The sequence below is a fragment of the Nitrosomonas sp. Is24 genome (assembly GCF_033063335.1).
In the GTDB taxonomy this organism is placed as follows: Bacteria; Pseudomonadota; Gammaproteobacteria; order Burkholderiales; family Nitrosomonadaceae; genus Nitrosomonas.
The window spans coordinates 2181055-2199054 of the sequence record NZ_JAWJZG010000001.1 but is presented as its reverse complement, the minus strand read 5'-3'; the positions used below and the strand labels follow the sequence as shown (position 1 = coordinate 2199054).

Annotated in this window: 15 protein-coding genes and 1 pseudogene; 8 read left to right on the top strand and 8 right to left on the bottom strand. The window is 49.5% G+C overall.

Features of this window, described 5'->3' with window-relative positions; genetic code table 11:
- Positions 1–4 precede the first annotated feature (4 nt).
- The 4 genes from holA to R2103_RS10175 form a co-directional block, all read right to left on the bottom strand.
- Entirely contained in the window at positions 5–1015 is a 1011-nt protein-coding gene (holA, locus tag R2103_RS10190; protein WP_317531302.1) for a DNA polymerase III subunit delta, read from the bottom strand.
- Positions 1016–1066: 51 nt separating this feature from the next.
- The gene (gene lptE, locus R2103_RS10185; RefSeq protein WP_317531301.1) at positions 1067–1561 is read right to left on the bottom strand and encodes an LPS assembly lipoprotein LptE; all 495 of its coding nucleotides are present in this window, start codon (positions 1559–1561) and stop codon (positions 1067–1069) included.
- A 22-nt stretch (positions 1562–1583) separates the two neighbouring features.
- A complete protein-coding gene (gene leuS, locus R2103_RS10180; protein WP_317531300.1) occupies positions 1584–4184 on the bottom strand; it encodes a leucine--tRNA ligase in 2601 nt (866 codons plus the stop codon).
- 230 nt (positions 4185–4414) lie between these two features.
- Positions 4415–4621 (bottom strand): dodecin, encoded by a 207-nt coding sequence (locus R2103_RS10175; RefSeq protein WP_107803513.1) that lies wholly within the window; start codon positions 4619–4621, stop codon positions 4415–4417.
- 177 nt (positions 4622–4798) lie between these two features.
- Here R2103_RS10175 and R2103_RS10170 point away from each other — a divergent pair, with 177 nt between their 5' ends.
- A complete protein-coding gene (locus R2103_RS10170; RefSeq protein ID WP_317531299.1) occupies positions 4799–5584 on the top strand; it encodes a M48 family metallopeptidase in 786 nt (261 codons plus the stop codon).
- 4 nt (positions 5585–5588) lie between these two features.
- Here R2103_RS10170 and R2103_RS10165 read toward each other — a convergent pair whose 3' ends face one another.
- The gene (locus R2103_RS10165) at positions 5589–5975 is read right to left on the bottom strand and encodes a VOC family protein (protein WP_317531298.1); all 387 of its coding nucleotides are present in this window, start codon (positions 5973–5975) and stop codon (positions 5589–5591) included.
- Positions 5976–6210: 235 nt separating this feature from the next.
- On the opposite strand from R2103_RS10165, the gene R2103_RS10160 reads away from it, so the two are divergent.
- Positions 6211–6705: a chemotaxis protein CheW gene (locus tag R2103_RS10160; protein ID WP_317531297.1), complete on the top strand. Its 495-nt coding sequence runs from the start codon at positions 6211–6213 to the stop codon at positions 6703–6705.
- 42 nt (positions 6706–6747) lie between these two features.
- Positions 6748–7038, top strand: coding sequence for a Tar ligand binding domain-containing protein (locus R2103_RS10155; protein WP_317531296.1), 291 nt, complete (start codon positions 6748–6750; stop codon positions 7036–7038).
- On the opposite strand, the gene R2103_RS10150 is transcribed toward R2103_RS10155, so the two are convergent.
- Positions 7025–7788 (bottom strand): IS5 family transposase gene (locus R2103_RS10150; protein WP_317530936.1). Its coding sequence is split into 2 segments (ribosomal slippage): positions 7025–7473 and positions 7473–7788, totalling 765 coding nucleotides; the frame shifts between segments, so codons are not numbered across the junction. The two genes, R2103_RS10155 and R2103_RS10150, sit on opposite strands and share 14 nt — an antisense overlap.
- Positions 7789–7820: 32 nt before the next feature.
- On the opposite strand from R2103_RS10150, the pseudogene R2103_RS10145 reads away from it, so the two are divergent.
- The 5 genes and pseudogenes from R2103_RS10145 to R2103_RS10125 all read left to right on the top strand — a co-directional run.
- Positions 7821–9278, top strand: a pseudogene (locus R2103_RS10145) (methyl-accepting chemotaxis protein); the annotation flags it as partial.
- A 576-nt stretch (positions 9279–9854) separates the two neighbouring features.
- Complete coding sequence (locus R2103_RS10140; protein ID WP_317531295.1) at positions 9855–10367, top strand: chemotaxis protein CheW; 513 nt, start codon at positions 9855–9857, stop codon at positions 10365–10367.
- A gap of 43 nt (positions 10368–10410) precedes the next feature.
- Entirely contained in the window at positions 10411–12132 is a 1722-nt protein-coding gene (locus R2103_RS10135; protein WP_317531294.1) for a methyl-accepting chemotaxis protein, read from the top strand.
- Positions 12133–12752: 620 nt separating this feature from the next.
- The gene (locus R2103_RS10130; protein WP_317531293.1) at positions 12753–13997 is read left to right on the top strand and encodes a D-alanyl-D-alanine carboxypeptidase family protein; all 1245 of its coding nucleotides are present in this window, start codon (positions 12753–12755) and stop codon (positions 13995–13997) included.
- Between the two features lie 249 nt (positions 13998–14246).
- Positions 14247–15281 carry an FxDxF family PEP-CTERM protein gene (locus R2103_RS10125; protein WP_317531292.1) on the top strand — a complete coding sequence of 345 codons (1035 nt, stop codon included), beginning with the start codon at positions 14247–14249 and terminating at the stop codon, positions 15279–15281.
- A gap of 46 nt (positions 15282–15327) precedes the next feature.
- Here R2103_RS10125 and R2103_RS10120 read toward each other — a convergent pair whose 3' ends face one another.
- Positions 15328–15798 (bottom strand): FecR family protein, encoded by a 471-nt coding sequence (locus R2103_RS10120; protein ID WP_317531291.1) that lies wholly within the window; start codon positions 15796–15798, stop codon positions 15328–15330.
- A 292-nt stretch (positions 15799–16090) separates the two neighbouring features.
- Positions 16091–17998, bottom strand: coding sequence for a hypothetical protein (locus R2103_RS10115; RefSeq protein ID WP_317531290.1), 1908 nt, complete (start codon positions 17996–17998; stop codon positions 16091–16093).
- Between the last annotated feature and the right edge of the window lie 2 nt (positions 17999–18000).

The window sequence follows — 18000 nt, the reverse complement described above, 5'->3', positions numbered from 1 at the left end:
GAATTTAATGCTTTTGAAAAGCAAAACATAATCCTAATTGTAATAATTTTTCCCAAACATCCCCTTGTGCCATGCCCTTAATCATCCGGTCTATTTCCGCAGCATCGGATAATCCTTGCATCAGCGTACGCAGACTGACGCGCTGGGCGGTGGTCATGACCGGTTTTTGCCGGTCACCCCAAATTCTGGCGGCTTGCAGTAATTGCGCAGGTGGCTGACCGTTATCCAAGCCTTTACGGATAACGATCAATTGGCGGATTTGTTCAGCCAGGGTGGCGAGGATCAGCAGCGGGGCGGTGCCTTCGCCTTGTAATCCGGTCAGAACACGCATAAAGCGAGCGATGTCGCCTGTAATCATGGCGTCGGATAGCTGATAGACATCGTAGCGCGCGACGTTCAGCACCACGTCTTTCACCTGCTCGAATGTCAGGTTACCGGCAGGATAGAGCAGCGCAAGTTTCTGGATTTCCTGATGCGCCGCGAGCAGGTTGCCTTCGACTTGGTCAGCGAGAAATTGCAAGGTGGCGGCATCGGCTTTTTGCTGTTGTTTGGCGAGACGCTGACCAATCCAACCGGGTAATTGATTGCGTTCGATGGGATAAACTGCGATCAACGTACCCGCCGTTTCGAGCGCTTTGAGCCATTTGCTGGCTTGCCCTTGTTTGTCGATGCGCGGCAGCGTGATCAGTGTCACGGTATCGGGCGGTAACGCGGTGCAATAGGTTTCGAGCGCTTTGCCACCCTCCCTGCCGGGTTTGCCGGAAGGGATACGGAGATCCATGATTCTGCGGTCGCCAAACAGCGATAGGTTATTGCCGGCATTGAGCAGCTCTGTCCAATCGAAATGCTGATCGACTGTGAACAATTCGCGCTCGGTATAGCCTTGCTGGCGTGCGTGCGCGCGGATCTGATCGGTAGCTTCCAGAATCAGCAAAGGTTCGCTGCCGAATAACGTGTACAGCGGGGCGGTTTGTTTCTGCAACTGCTGGTGAAGCTGTTCGAGTTTTATCCGCATGATGGCGCCGCGTGGATTAAAAGCAGAGAGATCTCCGATCCCCGGGTTCGGCTATCGCTGGATGGTCGACAAACGCCACAGCATTTGCTGAATCGCATCGGCTTCCATATCTTTTTGCAGCAGACGCTCTTCCGCTTCCTTCGCCAGGATTTGCGCATCCAGGAACGGGAGGACGCGCGTTAAGGTAACTTCCGTGTGTGGGACGATTTCTACGTTCTGTTTGTCGTAAAGACGGTACTTGACGCGATACAACAGATTAAAGTCACGTACCCGGCCGCCTCCGGACAGCGACAGGATGATCCTTTCATGGGTGGCGCTGATGACCTCCAAAGTAGCCTCAGCATCTTCCGCATTGGCAACCACCTTGGTTGTTGACGACGTGCCGATGGCACGCTCCAGATTCATACCGATGGTGTTTCCGTCCGGAGCGGAAATATACAGGGTTTTGAACGGCAGCGAGGAAATTTGCCCGCGCAGTTTAAAACCGCAAGCCGTCAGCAGGAACAAGATCACCAAGATAAGAATGTGCTGTTTACTCAGTTTCATAGGGGTATGGGCGTCAGTATTTTTATACGACTATGTTGATCAGTCTGCCGGGTACGACAATGATTTTTTTCACTGTTTGCCCTTCTATAAATTTCTGTACATGCTCGTTGGCCAAGGCAGTGCGCTCGATGGCTTCTTTTCCGGCATCCTTGGCGACATTGATTTGTCCGCGCAGCTTACCATTCACTTGCACGATCAACTTGATTTCATCCTGCGCCATTGCAGCGTTATCCGCTTGCGGCCAGGGTTGACCGGATAGCTCGGTGCCCGGTCTGAGTTCGCGCCAGAGCTCATGACAGATGTGCGGTACGATCGGGGACAGCAGCAGTACACTATTTTCCAATGCCTCTTGCATCAGATTGCGGCTGGCGGCGTCGGTGTCCTGGCATTTTGCCAAGCCATTCATCAATTCCATCACCGCGGCAATCGCAGTATTGAAAGTATGGCGACGCTCCAGGTCGTCGGTTACCTTGGCGATGGTCTGGTGCAACTGGCAGCGCAAGGCTTTGAGTTCCGCCGGTAACGTGGCATGCAATGCCGGGTCGATTTGGACCGCGCCATGCTGGAGATGCAAGTAGGCTTGCCGCCACAGGCGTTTCAGAAAACGGTACGCACCGTCGACGCCAGCGTCCGCCCATTCCAATGTTTGCGTCGGCGGGCTGGCGAACATCATGAACAGACGCGCGGTATCGGCGCCGTATTCTTCCACCAGTTTTTGCGGATCAACGCCATTGTTCTTGGATTTCGACATCGTGCCGATGCCGCCCGATTCGACCGGCTGATTATCCGCCAGTAGAGTTGCGCCGCAACGTTTGCCTTGCTCGTCATACTGAAGGCTGACTTCGGTCGGATTGAAATAGGTCATGCGCCCGTTGCTGGATTTGCGGTAAAAAATCTCGTTCAGCACCATGCCTTGCGTCAGCAAATTGGTAAACGGTTCGTCCAGTTTCAGCAAACCCAGGTCGCGCATGATCTTGCTCCAGAAGCGCGAATACAGTAGATGCAAAATGGCGTGTTCGATACCGCCGATATACTGATCGGCAGGCAGCCAGTAGTTGGCGCGTTCGTCGGTCATGGCGTTATGCTGATCCGGGCAAGCGTAGCGGGCGTAATACCAGGAAGAATCGACAAACGTGTCCATGGTATCGGTTTCCCGGCGTGCGGGCTTACCGCATTTAGGACAGGCGCACTCATAAAAGGACGGTGTTTTACCGAGCGGATTACCGGAACCATCCGGTACCAGATCCTGCGGCAGCACTACCGGTAATTGATCGTCGGGTACCGGCACCACGCCGCAATCGGCGCAATGAATCAATGGAATCGGGCAGCCCCAGTAGCGCTGCCGGGAAATGCCCCAGTCGCGTAAGCGATATTGCACGCGTTTGCTACCCAGGTTTTTCCGTTCCAATGCAGAGGCCATCGCATCGACTGCTGGCTGAAATTCCAATCTTGAGAATTCGCCCGAGTCGAACGTGATGCCATGTTCAGTGTAGGCTTCGGTGAGCGGTAGCGCCAAATTGCCTTCCAGAGGTTTGATAACCGCTTTGATCGGTAACCGGTACTGCGTGGCAAAAGCAAAATCGCGTTCGTCATGCGCAGGAACTGCCATGACGGCGCCTTCGCCGTAGCCCATCAAGACATAATTGGCGACCCACACCGGCAGTTTCTCACCATTGAGCGGATGAATCACGAATAAACCGGTATCCATGCCTTTCTTTTCCTGCGTGGCCAAATCCGCTTCCTTGGCGGAGCCGAGTTTGCATTCCTGGATGAAGGCTTGCAGTGCTGGATTATTTTGCGCGGCATGCAGGGCGATCGGATGTTCGGCGGCGACGGCCACATAGGTGGCGCCCATTAGCGTATCCGCACGCGTGGTGAATACTTTCAGATCTTGCGGCGTGCCGGATTCGCGATCGGCCGTGAAGGTGATATCGACACCGTAGCTTTTGCCGATCCAATTTGCTTGCATGGTCCGGACGCGCTCAGGCCAGCCAGTCAGTGTATCCAGTGCCGCCAGCAGTTCGTCGGCGTACTGGGTGATTTTCAGGTAGTACATCGGGATTTCGCGTTTTTCCACCGGTGCGCCGGTGCGCCAGCCGCAACCGTCGATGACTTGCTCGTTCGCCAGCACCGTCTGATCGATCGGGTCCCAATTGACTGTGCCGGTAGTTTGATACGCCAGTCCCTTTTCCAGCATGCGCAAGAACAGCCACTGATTCCAGTGATAATAGCTCGGATCGCAGGTGGCGATCTCGCGCTCCCAGTCGATACTCAATCCCAGGCTTTTCAATTGTTTGCGCATGTAAGCGATGTTGTCGTAGGTCCATTTGGCCGGTGACACATTGTTTTGCATCGCGGCATTCTCCGCAGGCAATCCGAATGCATCCCAACCCATGGGCTGTAATACGTTATAGCCCTGCATGCGGCGGTAACGCGACAGCACATCGCCGATGGTGTAATTGCGCACATGTCCCATATGCAGCTTGCCGGACGGATAGGGAAACATCGACAGGCAGTAATATTTCGGTTTTCCTGGGGTTTCAGCCGCTTTGAATGCTGCGGTTTGTTCCCAGTGGTGCTGGGCTTTTTTCTCAATTTCCTGGGGATGATATTTTTCTTGCATGGGAGCGATGTTTTTATTGGGTAAATTGTTTGATTATACCGCGAACCGGTAGGCTTGACGCTGGCATGTGGAAGAGAGAGCGCTGCGATGAGGGTGCGAGAGGGAACAACTTGCGCTGTTCGCAGCACGATGCTTGGTAAATAACCGCTAGCGGGAGAATGTGAAGACTTGTTGGGATTAAGCCTCAAGTTCTGAGGCTTTGTTGCAGTATTATCGATGCGCTAATCGCCTTAATCCAGGCGGAAACCGATCTTTAATTTAACCTGGTAATGTGCAATCTTGCCATTGGTAATATGTCCGCGTGTTTCCACTACTTCGAACCAATCCAGGTTATGCAAGGATGCACCCGCTTTGGCGACGGCTTGCTGAATCGCATCATCACTGCTTTTAGTCGACGAACCAACGATTTCGATAACTTTGTACACATGATCGCTCATTTTGGTGCTCCTTTTGTTTGTTAAAAAATGCGTTATATCATACTTTAAGTGCTCTGCTGCGTCTGAATCTTAATATAATAATGATGGTAAAGAAAATTGCTTTTTTGCTGGTTAAAAGGAATATCATGACGGCGACGAGAAAAATCGTCTACACCCACCCCATGGAGAGAGTTTGATATGAAGTTCAGAATACTATGTGCTTTGTTGATTATATTTTCTTTGACGGCCTGCGCCACTTCACCGATGGGTAGAAGTCAGCTGGTTTTTATGCCGGATAGTGAAGTGGATGCGATGGGGTTGCAAGCTTTCTCGGATCTGAAGCAGGGAAAGAAAATCAGTCAAGACACAAAAGAAAACCAGTTTGTAACCTGCGTTACTGATGCGATCACTCGTGAAGTAGGCGGTACTTGGGAAGTAGTCGTATTCGAAGATGCTACGCTGAACGCCTTCGCCTTGCCGGGCAACAAGATTGGTGTGCACACCGGTTTGGTTGAGCTTGTGGATAATCAGGATCAACTGGCCTCGATAATCGGTCATGAGATTGGCCATGTGCAGGCGCGGCACAGTAATGAGCGTATGTCGCAAAAGCTGGGGGCGCAAGTGGGCATCTCACTGATTGCCGCAGTCGCTGCGCCAACGACACCGATGGGACAAACGGCGCTGAGTCTGCTTGGGGTTGGCGCGCAATACGGGGTGATCATGCCGTTCAGCCGCTTGCACGAAAGTGAGGCGGACATGATCGGTGTTGAGTTAATGGCGAAAGCCGGATTTAACCCCGCCGAAAGCGTCACACTGTGGCAGAAAATGGCGCAAGCCAGTCAGGGAGCGCAACCGGCTGAATTCCTGTCAACCCATCCTTCACACGAAACACGTATCGACGATTTACGTGCGCATTTACCCAAAGCTACGGCATTGATGCAACAAGCGCGCGCTGCGGGTAAGAATCCGAAGTGTGCCAAATAACGATCTAAGCCTTGGGTTCCGGTTCACTGGCCGGAAAATCCAATTCCACTTTGGCGCCATCCGGATCATGGCAAAACAACTGCCAGATTTCCAATCCTTTCAAGCGGTGCAAGTCGTACTGAATACCGTGTAGCTTCAGGCAATCAACCGTGGCCTGCAGATTGCTTGCCGTAAAAGCCATGTGATCGATTACACCGGTTGCGTTGACCGGCATCGGCTTGCCCGCCATGATGTGCAGAATTGCTTGATTGCCGGCGTAAAGCCATGCGCCCGGAAATGCAAACGGCGGGCGGTAGCCTTCTTTCAATCCAAGAACATTCATATAGAAAGCCTTGCTTCTTTCCAAATCATTGCTCACTACAGTGAAATGATTCATGCCTTCAATTGTCATTTTGCTGAACCTGTAAATAAATTGTGAAGAGTCTCTTATTCCTGCAAATATTCAATGATGATAAATCAATAATGTAATCGAAATTTTCGAAATGATTAAAGATGATTTTTCATTTTTCCGTAAGAAAAGCCTGATTAGTTTAATTAAGAAACCATAAATACGATGCATTAACGATCGTTGAATCGATTTTAGATAGAAAGCGAAAGGAGCTTAGATTATGTTTCAGGAGCAGGCAATGAATACAGTCACTGAGTCATCTGGTTCGGCGATGAATCAAATGGCGAATGAATTTCTGACATTCCGGTTAGGAAGTGAGGAATACGGTATAGAGATACTAAAAGTACAAGAGATAAGAGGCTATGACGCGATAACGCAGATAGCGAATGCACCGGAATTTATCAAAGGAGTAGTTAATTTGCGCGGAATAATCGTACCGATCATAGATATGCGGATTAAATTCCGGCTGGGAAGCGCGACGTACGACCAATTTACCGTAGTGATAATTTTGAACGTGGCCGGCCGGGTGATGGGGATAGTTGTGGATGGGGTATCGGATGTGATCACACTGGGGCTGGAACAGATGCGTCCTGCGCCGGGATTGGGATCGGTGATTGATACGGAATATATCATGGGACTGGGGACTGTAGACGAGCGCATGCTGATATTGATTGATATCGAAAAAATGATGAGCAGCAGCGACATGGGCTTGATTGAACAAAGTATTAATTAAGAGTGCGGTATTTCTGAGTGGTAAGACTTAAAGGAGAAATTAATGTTTAATAATATGACGATTAAATCTCGGTTGATGTTTGTAATTAGTATGCTATCCCTATTGCTGATAGGTATCGGTTCTTTGGGCCTGTATGGTATCAATCAGTCTAATGTGGGATTAAAGTCAGTCTATGAAGATCGCACTGTAACAGCAGTAATGCTGGGAAAAATCCTGGATGCTTGGTATCAGGTTCGTCGGAATGCTATCGATGCTGCCGGTTCGAAAAATATTGAAGTTGCCAAAGCACGCGCTGAGGATGCTTTGAAATTAGGGCCTGTTAACACAATCTGATTGCTTCGACGATGAGAGCGAAGTGGATAAAGGAGATGAAGACGACATCGAGCTTATCGAACCTGGAGAAGATGCGGCGAAATCCCTTGAGCCTTCTGAACAATCGTTCGATCTCGTTGCGTTTTTTGTACATGGCACGGTTGTATTCCCAGGGTGACAAGCGATTTGCTTTGGGCGGAACAACCGGGATGTAACCCAAATCTAGTGCCAGTTGCCGGGTTTGGTCGCCCTCATAAGCACGATCCATCAGCAGGTAGGTGGGCGTATTGACGGGACCGAGGGAAAGCAAAAGCTGCCTGCCCTCTGGCGCATCGTGGGCGTGACCGGGCGAGAGGGCAAAGCTTATGGTTGTTCTGGAATCTGCGGCAACCAGATGAATTTTGGTGGTCCATCCACCTCGAGATTTTCCGATGGATTGGGGGCCGTTTTTTTTAACGCACCCGTACCGTCGGGATGGACTTTGATGCTGGTGCTGTCCAGCGAAACAGTTTCAATACGGATACGGATGATTTGCTGATGCTGAAGTTGCCCAAATACATGGCTCAGTACACCACTCTTTGCCCAGCGATTCATGCGGGTATAGATGGTATGCCAGTTGCCGAATCGCTTGGGCAATCCTCGCCACTTGCAGCCATGCTCGGCAACGTAAAGAATGGCATTGAGAACTTGCAGATTGGAATGGCTGACGTTGCCACGCTGACGCGGCAGGCAGTGCTCGATCTGTTGATATTGAGTTTCGGTGATTTCCATCACCAAATTATATCAAATAGCGTTAACAGGCCCTAGTCAAACAGAACGAAAGCGTTTGGGCGGAATATTTGAAGACCCGACTAACACCTGAAGAAGAAAGGTTGACCAAGGTTAAAAGCGAGCAGCACGTACAATATGTGGCATCTCTGAATCGAACTCTTCAGTTGGCTTCGGCGGGAGATTTTGAAGCCGCAGCACTCAATGCTTCAACGGATGCAGCACCTAAGTTTATTGCGCTGCGTGAAACAGTATTTGCATTGCTGGATTTGCAGGGGAAAGTTGCTGAGCAAGAGTATGGCATTGCACAGAGTCATTTTGAGAATATTTTTATGGTCTCAGTAGCAGCGATGGTACTGGGTGTGGCGTTTGCGTTAATTTTAGGTCTCTTGTTATTGCGCTCGATTGTTGCACCGCTGGATGAAGCGATTGAAATAGCGCATCGGGTAGCTTCCGGCGACCTTACCTCACAGATTGTTGTGACTTCAACCAAATCATCAACCGGCCGTTTGATGCAAGCACTGAAGGAAATGAATGACAATCTGGTTGATCTAGTCGGTAAAGTACGTTCGGGAACCGATCAAATCACAACGGCGTCGGGAGAAATTGCGTCGGGTAACTCGGACTTGAGCCAGCGTACCGAAGAACAAGCATCCAGTCTGGAAGAAACTGCATCGTCGATGGAAGAATTGACGTCTACAGTGAAACAAAATGCAGATAATGCACGTCAAGCCAATCAACTGGCAGCAGGTGCATCCGAAGTCGCGATGAAAGGTGGTGCGGTGGTTGGGCAAGTGGTTCACACTATGAAATCGATAAATGAGAGCTCTCACAAGATTGTCGACATTATTAGTGTGATTGATGGTATTGCATTCCAAACCAACATATTGGCGCTCAATGCTGCGGTGGAAGCGGCGCGTGCCGGTGAACAAGGTCGTGGCTTTGCCGTAGTGGCGACAGAGGTGCGCACGTTGGCACAACGCTCCGCAGCGGCGGCTAAAGAGATTAAGGAGCTAATCAGTGATTCGGTAGCTAAAGTGGAAGATGGCTCACGCTTGGTTGATGAAGCTGGTGCCACGATGGATGAAATCGTCAGTGCTGTGAAACGGGTAACGGATATCATGAGCGAAATCTCCGCTGCATCGCAAGAACAAAGCTCGGGTATTGAGCAGGTTAACCAAGCTGTCACACAAATGGACGAAGTGACACAACAAAATGCGGCATTGGTGGAAGAAGCCGCCGCCGCAGCGGAATCCATGCAGGAGCAAGCACAAGCATTAACACAGGCAGTCAGCACCTTCAAGTTATCCGGCGGTTACTCAACACCAACGACGGTTAAAAGAAGTAATCGAGCAACTGCGGTTACCAAACTGCCGAATCGCAGTTCTGCGACGAGAAGAGCGGCGGTAAAATCCGAACCAGATGTCAAAACGATATCCGAGCAACCGCGCAAAGTAGCTGCCGGAGGTGGCGATGATTGGGAAGAATTCTAAAATTTTCTGAGTAGTTTTAAGAACGCCATCCGGATTCCCGGATGGCGTTTTTTTATTCAAACACAGTCTTTTGAAAAAAACTGTAGTACTTGAAAGTTATTTTTCACAATCAAGCGGTCTTTGCAGATTCAGGTTCCCAAAATTGTTCAATTGTTTTTTGTTGTGATGAAAACAATTTCGACAGACTACAATAACTATCTCATTTTCCACTTAAACACTCCTACGGTGTTTCCCCTCTCGAATATTGATCAACCCTTACCCTTCTTGAGAACAGTTTTATTGATCAGAGCTGTTAACTGAAGTTGTAATGTTAATAATTATCATATTGTTATCAGAGCGCTGCCCCGATTGTGTAAGATAATTCCTGCAAACTTATGCCGTTAATTCTTAAGATAAAAGAAGAATCGACCGGCAAAATATATAGATTTGAATTCCGTAAGAATGAACTGCATTTTATGAAATAGAAGAATCTATGAAAATTAAGAAGTTTATGAAGAAATCTTCATGAAGAATCGATGAAAACTTATTCGTCATCGATTGATCCGGTTTTTAGATAGTGCATAGAGGAGCATAAACATGTTGCAAGAACAAGCGGTTAATGTACCTATTGAATCACCTGGTTCAGTGGTTAAACACATGATCAATGAATTTCTAACCTTCCGCTTGGGTAATGAAGAATACGGAATCGAAATACTCAAAGTTCAAGAAATCAGAGGATATGATTCTGTTACGCAAATAGCGAATGCTCCGGATTTTATTAAAGGGGTTGTTAATCTGCGGGGAATCATTGTCCCGATTCTCGATATGCGGATCAAATTCAGGCTGGATCGTGTGGAATACAATCAATTCACTGTGGTTATTATTTTGAATGTCGCCGGGCGAGTCATGGGGATTGTCGTGGATGGCGTATCGGATGTGATTGAACTTGAAGCTAATCAAGTCCGGCCTGCGCCTGAATTTGGCGCTGTGATCGATACCGAATATATCACGGGATTGGGAACTGTTGCGGAACGGATGTTGATATTAATTGATATCGAAAAAATGATGAGTAATAGCGATATGGGTTTGCTTGAACGAAGTATAGGTTGATAGGTAAGGTAATTTTTAATAGAAAGACTTTAAGGAGGCACCAGTGTTTAATAACTTAACAATAAAATCGCGATTAGTGTTTGTAATTAGTTTGCTGTCGATATTGCTGGCCGGTATCGGTGGTTTAGGTATCTACGGGCTAAATCAAACAAATGACGCTTTCAGAGGAGTTTATGAGGATCGCGCTGTGCCCCTGGGGCATTTGGGGTTGGTTATTGACCGGATGCAACGTACGCGTTTGAATGCAGTATTGTCCGCGTATGCGCGTAAGCCTGAAGTGGTAAAAGAACGGCAAGCCATGAACGATCAGCGGGATGCCGAGATTGCCACAACTTGGCAAAAGTACTTGGCAACCAATTTGACGCCAGCAGAAAAAACACTGATTGAAAACTTTAATCACGAATGGAAAGCCTATGTGGAGGCTCGTAATCATACAATGGTCTTGGCAGCGGCTGGAGATTTTGATGCGGCGATTGTAAATGCTACTAATGCAACGCCTAAATTTGATGGGGCGCATGCCACCATGTTCAAATTGATCGATCTTCAGCGTGATGAGGGTGCTAAGGAATACGCGGCATCGCAAAAAAGTTACGAGAATATTTTGGTCACCAGTGTAGTGGTGATTGCATTAGGAATACTGCTGGCAGTAATCATCGGTTTTCTTCTGATACGTGCAATTATCGGTCCTCTGAATGAAGCGGTTGCGGTGGCGAATGCAGTCGCCGCCGGTGATCTGACCAGCCGCATTGAAGTCAATTCAAACAACGAAACCGGACGGTTGTTGCAAGCACTGAAAACCATGAATGACAATCTGGCGGATCTGGTGAATAAGGTGCGTGCAGGTACAGATCAAATCTCAACGGCCTCCGGTGAGATCGCTTCCGGCAATTCGGATCTGAGTCAACGTACCGAAGAGCAAGCATCCAGCTTGGAGGAAACCGCATCTTCCATGGAAGAGCTCACTTCCACGGTCAGACAAAACGCCGATAATGCCCGTCAAGCGAATCAGCTGGCAGCAGGTGCTTCCGAAGTTGCAGTGAAAGGGGGAGCGGTGGTCGGTCAGGTTGTGCAAACCATGAGTTCGATCAATGAAAGTTCCAAAAAGATTGTTGACATCATCAGCGTTATTGACGGCATCGCATTCCAAACAAACATTCTGGCGTTGAATGCCGCAGTGGAAGCAGCGCGAGCGGGTGAACAAGGGCGTGGATTTGCGGTGGTGGCGACGGAAGTGCGTACCCTGGCGCAACGCTCAGCGGCGGCAGCTAAAGAAATCAAGGAATTGATCAGTGATTCGGTCGCCAAAGTGGAAGATGGTTCTCGCCTGGTCGATGAAGCAGGTTCTACGATGGATGAGATCGTCAATGCTGTGAAACGTGTCACGGATATTATGGCGGAGATCTCAGCTGCATCCCAGGAGCAAAGCTCGGGTATTGAGCAAGTGAACCAAGCCGTTATGCAGATGGATGAGGTAACGCAGCAGAATGCAGCATTGGTGGAAGAAGCCGCTGCCGCCGCCGAATCCATGCAAGACCAAGCGCACTCCCTGACACAAGCAGTCAGCACCTTCAAGTTATCGCATGGCAGCAGCAATACCGTAGCCACTCCGGTTAGAAGAAGCAATCGCGTGGCGCCGATTGCCAAGCTGCCTAATCGCGGGGCTGCAACCAAAAAAATTGCAGCTAATCCCAACTCGGGCTCGACAGCACAAGAAGTTCAACCGCGCAAGGTTGCTGCTGGCGGTGGTGACTGGGAAGAGTTCTAAGCATTTGTACAAGAGCGCTGCCGTGCGAGGCGGTGCTCTTGGTTGTTATCTGTAGTAATTCACTTCTAAAAACAATATCTCCTTGCACTGCGCTGATTGGCGAGCCAGTCAGCGCATTCTGTTGCACATTCACTCTCCGTAGTATGCTGCATTTTCCGCCGGTTCAGTCACGGTTAGTGTGTTTGCCAGGTAGTCATTAGAATCGTTTAATCAAGATGATAGTTTTGCAGTATCTTGGTTTTTTAACAGCCTGCTCATTGCCATGAGCATTATGCTTTTCTTGCTGGATTATTCATTTTGGAACTGAGGGGCGAAATTGCCGGACGTTTAACATCGCGCTGCAGCATAAAATACTTCTTTGTAGATAGAGGGAAATATGCTATTTATTACGAAATATAGAACTACGCTGTTCCAGTAAAATGCGCAGATGAGAAATTACGCCACGGAAATTTTTGAGTTATCGATATATGATCAGCAAAATAAATAATAAAAAAGCAGCTATCAATGGATATTTGTCGTTATTTCAGCAAGCGGAAGCAGCATTGATCCGGAGTGTGAAAACTTCATGCCGGTCATTTAAGCTTCTTTCTATGGGCAAGCTTTCAGAAGGAGTAGATCGTATGACGATACCGGAGCGCGCAGGAGTGAAAGTTTTTTTTGTTCTCGCGGTGTTATTGACTCTGGTGAATCCGGCGCAAGCGAATCCGCGCTCCGCGGCTATCGTAATCGATGCAAGTACAGGCGCTGTACTGCATGAATCCAATGCGGATGCGAGCCGTTATCCGGCTTCATTGACTAAAATGATGACGCTTTATTTGTTGTTTGAAGCGATCGAGCAACACAAAATGACGCTGGATTCCCGCATGCCGGTGTCTGCGCATGCAGCGTCGATGCCGTCAACGAACATCGGTTTGCGCGCAGGGGATAGTATCAGTGTGCGGGAAGCGATTCCAGCATTGATTGTGCGTTCTGCAAACGATGTGGCGGCTGTGGTGGCCGAGGCTTTGGGTGCCAGCGAAACGAATTTTGGCCGCATGATGACAGAGAAGGCACGTAAGTTGGGTATGCAATCCACTACTTTTCGCAATGCTTCAGGTCTGCCCAATCCTGAACAAAAGACAACGGCACGGGATATGGTCACCCTCTCGGCGCGGTTGATCAAGGATTTTCCCCAGTATTATCATTATTTCTCTACCCAATCGTTCAGCCACAAAGGCATCACTTATAAAAGTCACAACCGTATGGTGCGTAATACACCGGGTGTGGATGGTTTAAAAACCGGGTTTATCCGGGCTTCCGGTTTTAATGTGGCTACTTCCGCCAAGCGCGGCAATCGTCGCGTGGTTGCTGTGGTGATGGGAGGAAACACTGCGGTGGCCCGCGATCAACACATGGCGCAATTGCTGGAGCGCAGTTTTAATCAGGGTGCGGTTCATTTAGCCAGTAATACAACTGATAGCCGAACCGTACCGGCAGCATTGCCTAGCGAGCGGAAAGAGAAAGCCAGAGTCCAAGCCTCGCCTCCCAAATCGGCGCTGACTGCTGAGAAAACAGCCGAGCCCACGGCACGGCAACTGGCCGTCAAACCGTCAGCCAGTCCGCAATCGCAGCCGCAGAAGGTGGCTATGCTGCCAAACGACGGCTGGGCGGTGCAGATAGGTTCTTACCAGGAATCGAACAGGGCGCGCGCGCAAGCTCAGGTTGCCGCTCGCTTGATACCGGGTGAAGTGGTAATCACCGAAGTGGAAGTCAGTAATCGCAAATTGTACCGGGCGCGTCTGGTCGGTTTGCAAGAAAACCAAGCGCGTACCGCCTGTCAGAGTCTGGTCCGGCAGGGAATGGGATGTCTTGTGGTGCGATCGTAACATTCCTATAAAACAACTTTTTTCATCGAATTGGCTGGACAACACCGGAAGCTGGATATCATAGGCCTCCGGTAAAATATGTGCTAAGCTACTCCTGTCATTACTATTTGATTTTAGGTATTAAATACCCCGAAAGTAGGACAAATAACCTAGATCAAACAGTACAGACTTCCCTTATTTAAGGGGCTCTTCAAGCTTATGATCATTTACCCAATAAAAATAATTACCTTTGATCGACAGGAGAATAAAATGAAAAAGAAATTGGTAACGTCATTATCTGTAATAGGAAGTCTCGCATTGTTGTGCGCGGGCAATGCGTCTGCGGTTAGTTTCAGTACTTTTGTAGGCGGCACAGGCGGTTCGCCTATTGGATTTGCCTACGCGGGCAATAAATTCGTAGGCTCAAATTATTTTAACAATCAACTCTATCAAACGGATCTCAGCGGCGGCAATCTTCTGCCTTTCGGAGCACCGTTGCCCATCAGTAGTGGCAGTATCGGTGAAATATACGTTTCCAGTTCCTTGGGACTGGGCGGGTTTGGATCAACTGGGGCGCGTGATATATTTGCTGGATCAGAAGCGGCAGGCAATGTTTACCGTTTCTCTAACGACGGATCGACGCAATCGCTGTTTGCCACTGGATTGAGCGGCGATGTTCGCGGCATCGCTTTTGATCCTTACGGCAACTACGGTTTCAATATGGTGGTGACAACACAGACAGGTAACGTCTATCGCGTCGACAGCTCGGGTTCCGCCACATTATTAGCCAATGTCGGTGCAGATGCGGAAGGCCTGGATTTCACACCTCAAGCATTCGGCGATATTCCAGCGCATACCTTGGTCGTTGTGTCGGAAGGAACCGGGCGGTTGACAGCTATTTCACCCGATGGCACGGAAAAAGACTTGGGACTACACTTTGGTACACCTGAAATGCTGAGCTTTGTGCCCTTAAACTTAGGTGACAGCGGCAATCCGCTGGAAGGTTTTTATGCCGCGAATTATCCCGTTAATGTGATTAAAGCCGGTGCAAGCGAATTTTCGGCTTACAAAGGTGATGCAGTGATTACCGATGAAGGCAATCACAACATGTACCATATATTTTGGGATAGTGCAGCCGGGGCATTTAGTACCAGTGTTATCGGTACCTTCCCGAATCAGCCGGAAGATGGAATTTTTCTAACTGCAGCAATCCTGAACCCGGTACCGGAACCTGAATCCTATGCGATGTTGTTGGCAGGGTTGGGCTTATTAGGATTCATGGCACGCCGTCGTAAGATTTCTTAAAGAAATTTTGTTCTGGAAATTAGAGGAGCTTAGGTTCCTCTAATTTTTACTGCGGCAGGGAGCGCCAAGGCGCAATGTCGCTTTCTGTGACTAACCGGTGTTTACTGATACTGGTGTCATCAAAATCAGCTTGTTCAAGCGCGTTGATCTGATAAGTTCCTGAAGCGACCTGGATCTTAATGTGTCCATCCGCAACTGCGATATGGCTGCTGCCATCCTTATGCATCTCGATGCTGAAGCGAGTGCCGAAATCCTTGATGATGGCATTGCCGACTTTGACTTCAAGTTGGTTGATCGTATCCTTTTTGATATCGAAATACACATTTCCCTTAAATAGTTCGACTTGTAGCGGCTGACTTTCTTTTACCGCGACGGAGCTGCGCGTATCGAGTGCCATGTTGATACCGGGTGCTATCCCAGTGGCCAGCGTATCTTCGGATTTTGTTTCATAAAAACGGATGCTAGGCGGTTTGCCAAAATACCACGTCATCAGCCCCAGCAGTATGCAAATACTCATGATTGCACTGTGCACGAGAAAACGCCGCCAACTGAAAACAAAAGTGAATGGTTGTATAACCGGGGGTTCAGGTTCCTGCATTTTGTTTTAGCGAAGAAGAAATGAAAGGGGAAATTATATACTGATGACAGTAATTTTTTCAGCTTGCCAGCGACACTTGCGGTCAACCAAGGATTTGCCATGAATATAGATAGGTCTGACTACGCGCGTTGCCGTCGAACGTATGCAACGCGAGCTGGGGGAAAGGTTGTTACACCGAAGCGAGTTCCGGCAGATGAAAAGAATTATCTGCTCACTGACCGCGCAGTGCCCGCCGCAAGCGTTGATTAGACGGTTTGACGCGATCAAAAGCCAAACCGCTGCTGCCTTCACCACGGCCGGTTTGTTTCTTCACACCGAGCCAGCAAAAGACCTGACCGTTGTTCCAGCGCGTGCGCTGATACGCTTGCGTGACTTGTATGCCGGCCCGGGGTACTTCTTCTTCGTGCAGAAAGTAAGGTTGCGGCGGTTGCTGATCGAGTCCTTGGCGCAATAATACCGTGCGCGGTTTGATTTTTTCCGGTGAATTCGAGTCACCCAGGATAATGCGCGGCATCGACGCGCGCTGCAATTGAATTTCGCGATTGTTGTTATCCAGATGCACCGGAATCATCGGAATCCAGTTCTCCGGTACGCCTTGCATCAATTGATAGCGGATCGCGGCGCTTGCTTCCGGGATTTCCGGTACCACCAGACCACCCTCGATTTCGCTATCCAGGATACTTTCCAAACGGCTAAAAAGCTCACGGCCTGCTTCGTTACCCGGTTTGCTGCGGCCCGTCGCCAATGGGATATTTTTTTCGATGCCCCACACCATGTTGGCAACTTCATCGCGCACAAACCACAATTCTTCGAACGGTTTTCCTTCTTGAATTTTAGGCACAGTCGGTAACAGCAGCAGCGAGGTATCGGCACGCACGTTGTCGCTGCCTTTGACTGAGAGGTTGTACATCGCCCAGCGTTGCCAGTTCTCATCGCTGCCGGAACCCGATGCCGTGACCCAGATTCTTTCACCGAACACATTGGTGACCGCGAGACCTTGAACATCGGCGATACTGCCGACCGGCAACTGGAAAGGCACCAGAAACCAATCGTTGGCATAAACCAGACCGAATTCCATCAGCAGCAGTTTGTTGATGTCGGTCGTATCGGGTTTGATATCGCCGAAATTGGTTTTTCCTTCTTCAAACGTCCACCAGCGCGTGTTTGGCATACCTTCGAATTGAATCGCAGTCGGAAAGAACGACAATGTGGATTTTCCCTCCACCGGCGGACTGCCATTGCCGCCATCCAAGCTTTCCCGGACTGGATCGACGTCCAGGTTGTACCAATCTAACCGGCCTTGGTAATACTCCTCGGCGGTCATGACTTTTTCCCCGCCATTCTGCGGTGCCGATACCGCAAACTGATATTCCAGTTGCTGCGGCAGCCAAGCATCGTTTTGGCCTTGATCCGGCTGATAAAACAATTGCTCGTACCATTGCACGAATTTTCCGGCCAAGCCGTCGATGGTCGTTTTATCGCCGTTGTCGGCCAGGGTAATGCCGTCGTAAGCGTGATGCAAGCTGTCGGCTTTCAGATAAAAATACAGATTGGCGCCATCCATGGCGCGGCCTGCCATGGCCGAGAGACTTTGCCACACTGCCGGATGCGCGGTCAGGAAAGCATCGCTGCGGCTGGCGGGATCGGGTTCGGCGATGCGATAACTGGGATGCTGCAAGTATTGCGGCTTTAGCGCGGATAAACCGGCCATTTGTAAATACTTTAACCACTGTCGCCCCATCAGCAGACGGATATCCAGCGACAGAATGTGCTGTTGCCCGTTGTAGGGTAACGGCCGTTGTTCGACGATCGCTTCCAGTGGCGCCGACCGGTCGAAATCCTGTACGGCGGCATCGCCCGGTTGATATTGAGTCAACTCGGTGGTGGTCATATGTACTTTGGCGAAGATCGGCGATCCGGCATCGTCGCCCTTGAATTCACCGGTTTGCCATTGTTTGCACAGCATCCACAATGGATCGCGGACTTCGGTGCGCAACGCGCGGATAAAATTTTTGGTGCGTGGCCGTCCTTCCAGGCGGTTCCATAGCACCACCGTAGGTAGCAAGACTTTGCGATCAATGACTTCTTGGATATTTTTTATCGCAATAAAATCGTTCATGG